The organism is bacterium, from assembly GCA_023382385.1.
In the GTDB taxonomy this organism is placed as follows: Bacteria; Electryoneota; RPQS01; order RPQS01; family RPQS01; genus JABWCQ01.
Map to the genome: position 1 here is coordinate 854,480 of JAHDVH010000002.1, position 14,011 is coordinate 868,490.

General features: G+C 54.4%; 7 protein-coding genes. 4 read left to right on the forward strand and 3 right to left on the reverse strand.

Annotated features, from left to right (window positions below):
• Nucleotides 1–34: 34 nt before the first annotated feature.
• From KJZ99_08000 to KJZ99_08010, 3 genes are all read left to right on the forward strand, one after another.
• The gene (locus tag KJZ99_08000) at nt 35–1,399 is read left to right on the forward strand and encodes a vanadium-dependent haloperoxidase (GenBank protein MCL4305844.1); all 1,365 of its coding nucleotides are present in this window, start codon (nt 35–37) and stop codon (nt 1,397–1,399) included.
• 87 nt (nt 1,400–1,486) lie between these two features.
• Nucleotides 1,487–2,824 (forward strand): vanadium-dependent haloperoxidase, encoded by a 1,338-nt coding sequence (locus KJZ99_08005; GenBank protein MCL4305845.1) that lies wholly within the window; start codon nt 1,487–1,489, stop codon nt 2,822–2,824.
• Between the two features lie 352 nt (nt 2,825–3,176).
• Complete coding sequence (locus tag KJZ99_08010) at nt 3,177–10,472, forward strand: carboxypeptidase regulatory-like domain-containing protein (GenBank protein MCL4305846.1); 7,296 nt, start codon at nt 3,177–3,179, stop codon at nt 10,470–10,472.
• A gap of 118 nt (nt 10,473–10,590) precedes the next feature.
• On the opposite strand, the gene KJZ99_08015 is transcribed toward KJZ99_08010, so the two are convergent.
• The 3 genes from KJZ99_08015 to KJZ99_08025 form a co-directional block, all read right to left on the reverse strand.
• Entirely contained in the window at nt 10,591–12,000 is a 1,410-nt protein-coding gene (locus tag KJZ99_08015) for an MBL fold metallo-hydrolase (protein MCL4305847.1), read from the reverse strand.
• A gap of 214 nt (nt 12,001–12,214) precedes the next feature.
• Complete coding sequence (locus KJZ99_08020) at nt 12,215–12,739, reverse strand: fasciclin domain-containing protein (protein MCL4305848.1); 525 nt, start codon at nt 12,737–12,739, stop codon at nt 12,215–12,217.
• 47 nt (nt 12,740–12,786) lie between these two features.
• A complete protein-coding gene (locus tag KJZ99_08025) occupies nt 12,787–12,972 on the reverse strand; it encodes a DUF378 domain-containing protein (protein MCL4305849.1) in 186 nt (61 codons plus the stop codon).
• A 170-nt stretch (nt 12,973–13,142) separates the two neighbouring features.
• Here KJZ99_08025 and KJZ99_08030 point away from each other — a divergent pair, with 170 nt between their 5' ends.
• On the forward strand, nt 13,143–13,769 hold the full coding sequence (locus tag KJZ99_08030) for an XRE family transcriptional regulator (protein ID MCL4305850.1): 627 nt from the start codon (nt 13,143–13,145) through the stop codon (nt 13,767–13,769).
• Nucleotides 13,770–14,011: the final 242 nt, after the last annotated feature.

Below are 14,011 nucleotides of genomic sequence, written 5' to 3' on the forward strand. Positions count from 1 at the left end.
CGCTGAAAAACTCACAAAACTGGGGAGAAACCAGATGAAGCATTTGAAGACTGGAGTGACACGTTGGTTTGTAATTAGCGCCATGCTGGTTGCCGTTGCTCTGTTCGCAGGCTGTGACAAGGATGATGATGATGAGAACACACAACATGGACCTCCGCCGTCATCGTCATACGATGCTTCTGTAGCGATCGGCTGGTCGGATTTTGTCTATCGGATGGTCAAGTCTGAGGCAATCGGCCCGTGTCCTGCGTCGCGCGCTTACGGCTACTTGGGTGTCGCAATTTACGAAGGAGTCGTGCAGGGCGATCCGACACGCGTGTCACTTGGCAATCAACTCATCGAGTTAGGTGCTCTCCCCGCGCGGTCGGCAGGACAGGAGTATCACTGGCCAACGGTTATGAATGCGGCGGTAGGACGCGTGGTCGAGACTCTGTTCGCTGCGAGTTCGCAGGCGACACGCGACTCAATTGCCGCCTATGAAGCATTCTGGAGTGCCACCTTCGAGTCCACCGTGAGTGCCGATGTTTTCGCGGCATCGCAGAGTTTCGGGAATCAGATTGGCACGGCTCTGAGCGAGTGGAGTGCAACGGATGGTTTCTTCACGCAGGTGGGTGCCAACTGCACATTCACAAGTCCGGATGGCCCCCAATACTGGGTACCGACACCGCCGCAGTTTGCTCCTCCGCATGAACCCTGCTGGGGTTCGCTCCGCACATTTGTTGTGGGACGCAACGGAGGTTCATTGGAATGTGATCCTCCACCTCCACCAGCTTGGTCAACCGATCCCACGTCCGAAATGTATCAGGCTGCGTATGAAGTTGTGACCACACAACAAAGTGAGACGGCACAGGATAGTGCGATTGCCGCATTTTGGGCGGACGTTCCAGGAGTAACCGGCGCACCGGCTGGACATTGGTACGCGATTGCAGGTGACCTGTGCGTGCAATACGACATGAACCTGGCAGAGGCCGCCGAGTGCTATGCACGTGCAGCGATCGCGTTGCATGATGCCTTTATTCAGTGCTGGAAAGCCAAGTATGATTGGTGGTTGCTCCGTCCAGTGACGTATATTCAGCGGTATATTGATCCCGATTGGAACCCGTCATGGCCGACACCTCCCTTCCCAGAGTACACAAGCGGGCATTCGAGCGGTTCAGGAGCAACCTCTCGTGCACTGGAAGGCATGATGGGTGGTTCGTGTCCCTTCGATGATGACACACACGTCAACCGTGGTTTCGGTGTCTGGCACTACAACTCCCTTGCAGAGGCTGCAGAGGAAGCGGCAAACTCACGTCTGCTTGGCGGAATTCATTACACGTTTGGCAACACTGCTGGACTTGTTTCCGGCCGCTGTGTTGGAGATCAGGTCAACGCTTTGACTTTCCGCGCTAATTCGTGAAATCGGGATACATCTATTAGCTTAACTGGTTTGTGAACAATGTCACCCGAACGGGGAGAACGATCGATGAAAAGATGGAGATCAGCTATGTGCAGGTGGTTGACACTCTGTACCATGATAGCATTTGTCGGTGTATTCGCGGGCTGCGACAAGGATGACGATGATGACGACAATAATCCGCAGCCGACACTATCGAAGACTGCCGATTATTCAGATGACGTTGCCAATGTGTGGATTCAAACCTCACGATTGATGGTGAAGAATGCCAGCATGACACCGCCGGTCGCCGCTCGTGCCTACGGTTACCTCGGTCAAGTCATTTATGAATCTGTGGTCAACGGAATGCCGGAGCACATTTCGCTCTACGGCCAGATCAACGGAATGCCGCAGGTACCCGCCTCAAATCCCGCACTGGAATATCATTGGCCCTCTGTCGTGAACAAGGGCTCTTATGACATCATCGAGTATCTTTTTTCAAGTGCAGCACCCGAAGTGCAGGCGCTTGCCACGTCGTTGTACACGGAACTTCACGACGCCTACGCTTTGACCATTCCGGCGGACGTTCTCGAACGTTCTGAAACCTACGGACATCTGGTTGCCAACATCATCAAGATCTGTGCTGATCAAGATGGCTACGCGGCCAATCACAATTGCTCCTACACTGTGCCGACCGGCCCGGGATTGTGGGTTCCGACTCCTCCGGCCTTCGTGCAGAATCCGCTCGAACCCTGCTGGGGAAATCAGCGTCCATTCGTTTTGGATGATGCCGGTGTGGATTGTTTCCCGTCTCCGCCGCCACCGTATTCGGAAGATCCGTCTTCTCAGTTCTACATCGAGATGATGGAAGTGTATGACGTTGTACAGGCCGCCGATCCCGATCAGCTCGCGAGTGCCCGATTCTGGGCAGATGGCGGCGGTACTCCAACACCTCCGGGCCACTGGCTGAATATCGTAAACATCGTTCTGAACATGCAGAATGCCAATCTGGCGCAAGCTGCGGAGATATATTGCAAAGTTGGACTTGCCGTGAACGATGCGTTCATTTCCTGCTGGCGCAGCAAGTATGAATACAACTACCCTCGACCAATCTCCGTGATTCGCGACTTGGTGCCCGGTGCGGCAGGATGGTTGTCCCCGATTGTGACACCGCCTTTCCCCGAGTGTACCAGTGGCCACTCGACACAGAGCGGTGCGGTTTATGTTGTGCTCGAGGATTTCTTCGGTAATGTGACATTTACCGACACAACCGCCAGTGCGACCTACCCGCCGCGCACGTTCAACAGCTTTGAAGACGCAGCTTGGGATGCCGCCTACTCCCGACTCTATGGCGGAATCCACTTCCGGACGGCTTGCGAAGTTGGCGTGACACAAGGAGAGTGCATCGGGCAGGCTGTGCTTGCTCTGCGATTCCGAGCCAACTCGTAAACTGGAATGATAGTTGTTTGTTAGGGCCGCCGAGTGCGGCCCTTTTCTTATGTAACCTCCTCCCATAACTTCCCTTCGGTAAAATCTTTATTCATCTCAAGAAAACGTTGGTCAGTGTATCAAAGTGTATGGTTCACAGACAATCTTGGTGTTAGTTATTTGCATATTATATAATAATTAACAGGGCATTTTGCGCAAGTGAAACCATTTGAGCTGAACTATGTTCAGTCGCAGCCGAGAATTGCGCACAAAAGCCACATGTAAATCCGTCTTAATTCATCATTGACTATTTATACTGATTGAGGTAACTTACATTAATCGGTTCGATAAGCTGAAAGCAAGGAGCATCAGAATGAATCACCGGAACACCATTTGGAAGGGGCTGTTAGCCTGTGCAGTGCTAATGGCGATGGTCACGACCGCCTTCGCAGTGACGGAAGCGGATGTCGTGCGCTTGAAGAACAAGTTAACCAGCGGGGAAACGCTGACTAAAGCAGAGTCCCTGCTTGCGCTTGAAGCAGAAGAAGTTTTTGGAAGCAAGATACTGGGCGACTCTCCGTTTCAGTCGCCGCGCCAGCCACGCCAGCCGCTTGATGACTATGTCTTTGAGACGGTGGCGTACGAGTGGATTGACATCACAGGCAACGGAACGCCTGCGGGGATAACAGGTGATGACCAAAACGTCGGGCCGTTTAACCTTGGTTTCACATTCTCATTCTACGAACAATCGTATACGTCAGTCAGAATGTGCTCGAACGGTTGGGCATCATTTACGAGCACCACCGCGGAGTACTTTAACGGATCAATACCGTCAACGGCAACTCCCAATGGTGCGCTGTATCCGTTCTGGGACGACCTGTATCCACCTTCGGGCGGAACATTCTTCTATTATGCGGATGCGGCAAATCAGCGTTTCATCATGAGCTGGATTAACGTGCCGCATATCGGTTCGACAACGGAGCTTTACTCGTTTCAGATTGTTTTGTACGCCAACGGTAACATCCGGTATAACTATCAGACCGTCTTTGTCGGCGGCACGTACGGGAACACGACATGTACGGTAGGCATTGAAAACGCCGCCGGTACGGACGCATTGCAGGTTTGTTACGACGGCAATGGCACGCTGCCGACCAGTCAGACCTCTTTCTTGATTTCTCAGCCTGATGGCGTGCCGAACCCGCCGACCAACGTCACGGCGACACCGAGTGGCAACACGGTCGTCTTCACGTGGGTGGACCCCACGCACGACACCAACGGCAATCCGTTGACTCCGAGCGGCATTCAGATTTGGATGGGTCCGGTAGGAACGGGCACCTTGCTGGCAACTGTGGCCCCCGGTGTTCAGACCTACACAGCCACGAACTTGCAGGCCGGTAACTACACATTCAATTTGCGCGCAGCCGCCGGTCAATATTTTAGCGGTGCGGTAACAGTGAACGCAGTTGTGGGCAACCCGTCCTATTTTTCCGACTTTGAAGCAGATAACGGCGAACTGGTTTCCAGCGGAGGTTGGGAATGGGGCGCGCCTTCCGGAGTTGGTCCGGCCGGAGCCTACAGCGGTCAAAACTGCTGGGGAACCATTATCGCCGGAAACTATGCCAACTCTGCTTGCTACTATCTCGATATCGATCAGGAATTGACCGTCTCATCGGATGCGGCGACTCTTGAGTTTCGCATGTGGCTGAATGCCGAGACGAGTTGGGACGGTATCAACATCAAGGTCAGCACGGATGGTGGTCAGAACTGGGTGATTGTTCAGGATGTTGCTCCCGTATACAGTCAGGCTACAACGGTGGGTAATGCGAACTGCCATGCTCAGGAGCCCGGCTGGTCAGGCAATCAGTCGGCTGCCGGATGGCGTCTGATGGTTGTGCAATTAGGTCAATTCGCGGGCACCACGCCGATTATTCGTTTCAGCTTTGGTTCAGACGCATCCGTGCAGTATCCTGGTGTATACATCGACGATGTCATTCTCTGGGGATTCGGCGAACCTGAGTTTGCCACAGTGTCCGGAACGGTATCGCTCGATGGCGGCGCGGGAACGATAACGTCTGTGACTGTGTCTGCCAATGGAATTGGCAACCCGACGACCAATCCTGCCGCCAATGGCAGCTATACGTTGACAAACGTCTTGACGGGTAATCGCCGCATTTCTGGCGCGCTGGCCGGTTATAACACCGCTCGTCAGGATATCGTGCTCACAGCAGGCGGCGCCACGAACGTCAATTTAACACTCGTTCGTTTGAACCCGCCTGTCCCGACGAATCTTGTCGGTTCGGCCAATAATCAGACTGGTGTAGTGACTCTCGATTGGGATAATTCCACAGATCCGTTGGTGGATGACTATCCAGTCTATCGTCGTTTGCAAGGTGATCAGGACTGGGTGCTGCAAGGTACGCCGACAACATCGTCTTTTGAACAGACGCTGCCTGGTCCCGGTATCTATCAGTTTGCGGTGGCGGCACGCGATATCCACGTCTCCACTCCGGTGGTGTCCGATCTTTCTCCGTCCATCAACGTGCTTTACGGCAATTTGCCTGTCACATCGATTGGGTGGAGCGGCAACTATGACGACCGGATTCGCTTGAATTGGCTGGAGCCGGGCATCGCGGAAGGTCAGGAAATTTTCTACGACGATGGAACATCGGAAACGTGGTTCCGCGTCGCGACCCCGAACGGCCCGAATGACTACTTCTGCGTGCGCATGACACCGCCTGCCGATGCGACGTATCCGCTGATGCTCTATGCAGCGAATATCTACATGGAACGGGAAGATCCAATTCCCTTGGTGGCTCTCTGTCGTCCCAATGCATCCAATACCGGTGCAGACTTGAACAACCCGCTCTTCTCTTGGACAAACATCGGCGCGGATGCAACACCGGGTTGGCTGTTCGCCGAAACCGATGGCTCCGTGTTCCTCTCTGCGCCGGGTGATTTCTACATTGTCATTCAGTTCCCGCCGGGAGGCACCGGACCGGGTTGCGGATCAGATAATAGCGCACCGGATCTCCGCTCTTACTGGTCAAACACCTATCCGACGTGGAACCTGTGGACATCCAACGACTGGATGATGCGCGCGTGGGTTGGTGGTCCGCCGCCGCAAGGCCTTGCTGGTGGCGATGGCGGCATCGAACTTGTACAGATTGACGGTCGTGGCGGCTACGCCGAAGACCGCATTCCATCGAGAATGACGGCCACTTTGCCGCCGCTCGATGAATCGCGTGCCACAAAGGTTGAATACGTCGCACGTGCGGCATATGATAGTCAGTCCGGTTTCGAGAATCCGCTGGATCAGTGGTTTGCACCTTACAGCCGCGCTCCGCAAGTGTTGTTGCGCGTGGATCGTCGTGGCGGCAATGCGCTTGATGAGCTATTGAGCTATAACATCTACCGCAATGCTGTTCAAGTAGGCAACGTACTGGCTCCCACGACCACCTACATGGATATCGGCGTGGTTGAGAATACGCCGTATCAGTATTATGTCACGGCAGTTTATGATAACGGCGAATCCGGTCCATCTCCGACCGTAACCGCGATGTGTAACATGCCGCCCGCAGCACCCACGAACTTGACAGCCGAACCGCAAGGCTCCACGCAAATGGTGCTGTCATGGGTGGCTCCGACCACGAACGGCGATGCGACACCGTTGGTCGACCTCGCGGGATATAACGTCTATCGTTCCGGTGTGTTGGCCGGTTCGACTGCAGCGGGAGTCACAACCTTCACAGACACTCCGCCCAATCCGCAGTTCTTCTATACATGGACAGTCAAAGCTATCGACGAAGTGCCGAATGAGTCGGCTCCGTCCAACGGCGCAACCGCCGCTGTGCTTAGTCCGTGGGAAATCGTGGACTACGAGTGGATCGACATCGTCGGTGTCGGCACAGTCATTGTCAACGGCGACGATATTAACTCCGGCATGATGCCGCTGCCGTGGAACTTTGAATTCTACGGAACCAACTACACGCAATTCAGCGTTTGCTCAAACGGATTCCTATCCTTCACAGGCACGTCTGCCAGCTTGGGCAACGGTGCGATACCGAGCACTGCTGAACCGAACGGGGCAATCTATCCGTTCTGGGACGACTTGAATCCCGGCGCGGGCGGTGACGTCTACATGTACAACGACGTCAACAACGAGCGCATGATTATCGCGTGGGTTGATGTTCCGCACTATGGAAACAACAATCTTTACACGTTCCAGGTGATTCTGGAGCCACCGACGTCCATTACGCTGCAGTACATGTCCATGTCGGATATCAGCAGTGGAACAGTTGGTGTTGAGAATGCCGCCGGCACCGAAGCGATCATGCTCTTCAACAACGGCACGAGTCCGTTTGGCTGGTCGCCGACGAACCAGTCTGCTGTGGCGTTCTGGGCACCCGAACCGACGTACGGTCCGATTTCCGGTACAGTAACGTTGGATGGCGGCACAGGAAACGTAACGCAGGTGCTCGTTCGTGCCAGCGGTCGCGGGACGCCGACAACGAATCCCAACGCGCAAGGTCAGTATACCTTGGCACAAGTGGCAACTGGTAATCGCACCGTGACAGGTTCGCTCACCGGTTACAACACGACGACTGTTGCAGTTCCGAATCACACGGAAGGCGGCACCACGGGCGTGAACATCACGTTGCGCCGTGCGAATCCGCCCGTCCCAACTGGTCTTGTCGGCTCGGTGAACAGTGCAACGGGTGTTGTGAATCTGGATTGGGATAACTCGACCGATCCGTTGGTGGATGACTATCCGGTCTACCGCCGTCTGCAAGGTGAGCAAAACTGGGTTCTGCAAGGCACCCCGACGCAGTCACAGTTCACGCAAACCTTGACGGCCAGCGGAATCTATCAATACGCCGTCGCTGCTCGCGATAACAACGCATCAACGCCGGTCGTTTCGGACTTGACAAATCCTGTAACGTTGCTCTACGGCGAACTTCCACCGACGGGCTTGGCCGCGAACGGAAACTACGACGACCGCATAGTGCTCTCGTGGTTCGCCCCCGGCACACCGCCTGAATTTGAATTGTCTTACGACGACGGTACGAACGAAGTGCAGGGTATCGCATGGTGGGGCGGCAGCCCGACCTTCGGTTGGATGGCTACGAAGTTCCAGGCTACTGCCGGTAACGTCACTGTCACACGCATCAAGCCGTTCTGGAGTGCCGATGCGCAAGTTCCGCAGAATGTGCCGGTGGAAGTCGCGGTGTTTGCAGACAATGCCGGAGTTCCCACTTTTACTCCTCTGGGAGTAACGAACTTCCTGAAGAATGGAGTTGGCGCTTTCCAGGATGTTGAACTCACGACTCCGGTGACTATACCGAGTCCTGTTTTCTGGGTTGGCGTTCGCCAGATTGGCGCCAACGCTTTGGGCTTGGGCGGCGATAACGACACTCCGTTTATCAACAACACCTTTAAGTACAGCTTCGATGGCACGGCCTGGACGGCGTTTGAACCCGGCCTGCTGACGATTCCCATGCTGCGCTGCTATGCGATTGGTCAGTTCGGCGGTTTGATGGAACTTTCGCCCGCACCGATAAGTGTGTCTGCAGAAGACCTTGCGGTTCGTACGGAAGTTGTAAAGTCAAACCAGAACGTCACAGTGACGACGCACGTAGATGAAATGAGCATGACCACGTCCTGCGAAGTGACTCCGCTTGCGGAATTGCAGGCTCGCGGTGCCCGCGCGGTCATGCCGCACTTCCCGACGATTGCTCCGCGCATCTCGGATGAACGAGGTGGCCGCACGCCTCGCAGTCTGGATGATGTAACGAACTATCGCGTCTATCGCGGTGGCACGCAGATCGCTCAGGTTCCGGCCACTGTGTTGACCTACACCGACTTGAACCGCATCGAGAACACGCCGTATCAGTATTATGTCACGGCGCTGTATGATAACGGTCAGGAATCCGGTCCGACGCTGACGGTCACGGCGATGTGCAACATGGCGCCGAACGCTCCGTCCGGTCTGGTTGCCAATCCGCTTGGCACTACGCAAATGGCACTGGCATGGGTTGCGCCCAACACGAACGCCGACGGAACGCCTTTGGTTGACCTTGCAGGCTTCCGCATCTACCGTGATGGCAATCAAGTGGGTACGACCGCTCCCGGCGTGACAACCTACATTGACTCGCCGCCGGACAATCAGACCTTCTACACATGGACCATCAGAGCCATTGACGAAGTCCCGAACGTCTCTAACCCGTCCAACTCGGCCATCGGTGCGATTGTCAGCCCGTGGGAAGTCGCGGACTACGAATGGATTGACATCACCGGCAACGGTACACCTGCCGGAATCACCGGCGACGATCAGACGGTCGGGCCGTTCCCGCTCGGTTTCAACTTCGAGTACTTCGGTCAGACCTACAGCAGCATCAGAATGTGTTCGAACGGTTTTGCCTCCTTTACCAGCACGGCAGCGACTTTCACGAATGCCACAATTCCGACCGCTGCTGAGCCTAACACCGTGTTGTGCCCGTTCTGGGATGACTTGTATCCACCCACAGGCGGCGGTCAATACCTCTACTACTCGGATGCCGCGAACGGTCGCTTCATCATGAGCTGGATTAACGTACCGCACATTTCGAGTTCGACTGCGCGCTACACCTTCCAGATAGTACTTGAGGCGGGCGGCGGAATCTACTTCAACTATCAATTGGTCGCCAGCGATGCTCCGGGCGTCACGAGTATGACGATTGGTGTCGAGAATGAAACAGGAACCGACGGTATTCTGTTGAACTTCAACGGTGCCGGTCCGTTCACGCCGGCCAACCTGACGTCCGTGTCCTTCTGGGCAGGTCCGTCAGGAGAAATCAATGGTATCGTCCGCGAGTTTGGTTCCAACGCTCCTATTGCCAACTGTGAAGTCTGGATCGAAGAGATTTCCGAGTTCACGTTGACCGATGCACAAGGTAACTTTGTCATCTCGGTCGACCCGGGCACCTACACCGTCCGCGCTCACAAACTGGGTTACTGCGATCAGGTTGCTCAGAACGTCGTCGTTGAAGACGGTGGCGCAACAACGCGTACCTTCAGCATGCGTCAACCTAACGCAACGTTTAACGTAAGCTCGCTGAACATTTTCGCGACCTTCGGTCAGAACGGCGTGTCCGGAATGGAAATTACGAACCCGACGCAGGGTGCCATGACTTGTGATGTCACCTATTCTATTACAAGTGATGAGAATTGGCTGGTCGCAACACCTGCACAAGGCACCATCGCTGTCAATGGCACGCAATTCATTACCGTCACGGCCAACGTGGCCGCCTTCCCGGTTGGGGAGTATACGGCGAATTTGACGATTGATCACAACGACACCGGAAGCCCGTATGAAGTTCCGGTGACAGTGGTCGTCTCGCTGACTGCAAACGAGACGTCTGTGCTGCCGACCGAGTTTGCGTTGAACGCGAACTATCCGAATCCCTTCAATCCGTCCACGTCGTTGAATTTCGATGTGCCGAATGAAGCTCACGTTCAATTGATTGTTTACAATGTGCGCGGTCAGGAAGTCGCTCGTCCGCTCGACGCGACGGTTCAGGCCGGCCGCCACACGGTTACCTTCAATGCTGACAACCTGCCGACGGGTATGTATCTTGTGAAGATGACTGCGCCGAATTTTGATGCGGTGCAGAAGATTGTCCTGCTGAAGTAAGCAGTTATAGAGCCTGCACGACGAAGCCCCCGCTCATCCGAGCGGGGGCTTTTCTTGTTCTACAAAATCAAGTGAGTGGGGCAGGGCGAACAGTAGTCCCTCAATAACGATGCGTCTTCTACAACGTAAAGCTTTCTCCGCGCTGCGGAATGTTCACTTCCAACTGATCGTTGTCGTACAGAAGCCGGTCACGAAGAGAAACGGCTTGATCGTGTTCGCCGTGCACCAGAAACACTTTTCGTAGCCCGGCTAAGTTTCCTGCGAACGCGTGCAGTTCTTTGGCGTCCGCATGCGCGCTGAATTCGTTGATGGTGATCACCTCCGCCTTCACGTCGTACCACTCGTTGAACAATCGCACTTGCGGTTCCCTCTCGACCAGCCGCCGTCCCAAGGTGTGTTCCGCTTGAAAGCCGATCATCATGATGATGTTGCGTTCATCGCTGATAGTATTGCGCAGATGGTGCCGAATACGTCCGCCTTCCAACATGCCCGATGACGCAATGACGATGAACGGCCCCTCTTTGTCGTTCAGCTGCATGGACTCACGCACAGTCCTCGTATAGAGGATGCGTTCATCCACCAATGGATAATCGCCCGGATCTGGAAAGTCCTGCTTGGACTCCTTGTCGTACTGCTCGCGATGCTTACGATAGACTGCCGTCATGTTGATTCCGAGCGGGCTGTCCACGTAAATTGGAATTTCGGGGATCGACCCTTCATCGTGCATCCGGTGCAATACGTAGATCAACTCCTGTGTGCGTCCCAAAGCGAACGCCGGAATCACTACCTTGCCCTTGCGGTCCGTTGCGCGTTGAATAGCCTTCTGCAGCTTCTCATAGGCCAGTTCGCGCGGCTTGTGGACGCGGTTCCCATAGGTTGACTCCAGCAGTAGCACGGGAGACTGCTCGTCACAATACTCAGGATCCTTGAGGATTGGCGTATGAAACCGCCCCACATCACCGGAAAATGCAACTCGCTCAGGACCCGCTTCACCGTCAAATTCAAGCATCACCCACGCAGAACCCAGGATGTGCCCCGCATTGAACATCTTCAAGCGGACTCCGGGAACAATAGTCTGCCACTTTCCATTCAAAGGTTTGGCGTAAGGCGACTCTTGGAACTTCGACATTGTCGCGGGTACGTCGTCAACTTCGTACAGAGGTTCAGCGGGATGTTCAACTGGAATACGCTCCTTCTCCAACCAGCGGCGGTCGCTCTCCTGAATAGATGCACTGTCTTTCAGAATGTATTCCGCAATTTCTATAGTCGGAGAAGTTGCAAAGATGGGACCCTTATATCCGCGATTGACTAATAACGGAAGCAGGCCGCAATGATCCAGGTGCGCGTGCGACAGGACTACTGCGTCCACATGTGACAATTCCTCAGGCATGCCCCAGTTTAGTTCAAGAGCTTCCTTGCGCCGTCCTTGAAACATGCCGCAATCGAGCAGAATACGCTTGCCGCCAGCTTCAACAAGATGTTTTGTGCCTGTGACGCCGCCGGCGGCTCCGTGGAATGTGATCTTCATGACCGACCTTCTGTGAAGAGGAGATGATCTCTTGGTTCAAGATAGCCAAACAAAACGCGCCCGTCAAGTGACGGACGCGTTATAGAAAGAGATTGACGGGTGCCCGGCCGATTCCGGCAGGGGAGACTCCGCGTTCGGACAGGCAATCCCCGTCAAATCCCGCAGATAGTCGCTGACACGTTATATTCCTATGTGCGCGAAAGTGATGCGATGCTTACTTGGGCAGTATCACCGTGTCGATGACATGAATGATGCCGTTTGAGCACTGAATGTCGGTGGCGATCACCGTAGCATTGTCAACCATCACAGCGCCGTCCCTGACTGTAACCTTGAAGCTCTGGCCGTTGACCGTTGCTGCATCCTTCCCTGCAAGCTTCAGCGCATCCGCGGCAGTTACTGTCCCCGAAACGACATGATAAGTCAGTACGGAAGCAAGCTTGGCCTTGTCTGCCAGCAGTGCCTCGAGCGTTCCCTTTGGAAGCTTGGCAAAGGCCGCGTCGTTAGGGGCGAAAACCGTAAACGGTCCCGGTCCTTGCAGTGTCTCGACCAAACCCGCGGCTTGAACCGCAGAGACGAGTGTGTTGAAACTTCCTGCGCTGATCGCCGTGGCGACAATATCCTGCTGTGCGGCATTCTTGGTCAGAGCGGCTCCTGTGTGCGCCTTCTTGTCGCCTGCTGTGGCAAGTGCCGTCATGAGTAGCAGCGAAGAAGCTGCGATCAGAGTAATGAATCGATTCATGGTTGTGTCCTTCTTGCGTGAGTTATCTGGAATAAGGTTGAGCAAACTTAAGATTTGATTCGGAACGCCTGGTAGACAGCCGATAGCCCCACCAGACTATAGACGGTTCGCGAAAGTCCGGTCATGTTTCCGAATAGTGTCGCAACAAGGTCGAAGTTGGCGAGTCCGACAAGGCCCCAGTTCAAGCCTCCGACAATGACGAGAATCTTGGTAAGGATGTTGACGAATTGCATGGTTTCCCCTTTTTTGGGTTAGATTGACTAAGTCGGTTACAAGGTCAGCTTTGAGATATTGTCACGTCAGGGTCTTGACAACAGCTTCAAAGTGACTTACATTAAAAAAACTTTGAATGAATAGAGAATGTTTCCGTGGTTTCAAATTCGATGTCATAGGAATTAAAAACATGCGCAACAATGTTCCCCGCAATGAAAAGACAAGCCCCGAGGCCATTGATACGCTGACTCCCTACCTCGCGCAGTACACTTTAGGCGAGAAGATTCGCCGGCTAAGGCTTAGAAAAAGCATGGGCTTAGTCGAATTGGGGAGGCACACCGGCCTTTCCGCAGCCATGCTTTCCAAGCTTGAGAACAATCACGTTGTCCCGACTCTACAGACCCTCTCTCGGATCGCACTTGTCTTCTCGGTAGGATTGGATCACTTCTTCGCCGACCCGTCCAAGCACCAGACAATTGCCATTACGCGTGCATCCGAACGCATGCAGTTCGACGAGAAGCTGGACACCAAGGAAGTGCTGTATAGTTTCGAGTGTTTGGACTATTCGGCAACTGATCGAAAGTCCAATGAGTATCTTGCGACGATCAAGCGTCACGAAGACGGCACGCTTCCGCAGCACACGCATGAAGGTCACGAGTTCATCTATGTGTTGTCCGGCACACTCGGGCTGCAAGTGGAAGGCGAAGAGATTACACTCCACAAAGCTGACACCGCCTACTTCAACGCGCGGCTGCCGCACGGGTATCGCAGTATCGGCGAATCAGACTGCAAAGCCATCGTTGTCACCGTGCCGTAACTCAATGCAACGTGCGAGCGGTATCGCTCTTGGTAGCACGAACGCACAGATAAGCAAGGCGGTCCATCGGGCCGCCTGAATTTTACACGCTCGTTATATCAAACTGTTTATTGGGAACTTCCTCCTGTGAAGCAATTCACGATAGCAATCCCCTATTGACAATTGTTTTTTTTTTTTTGATATAATTACGGCAACCCGACCTGGCTTAAACTCCGGCACCACTCAATCCCCAAGGAGGTTGC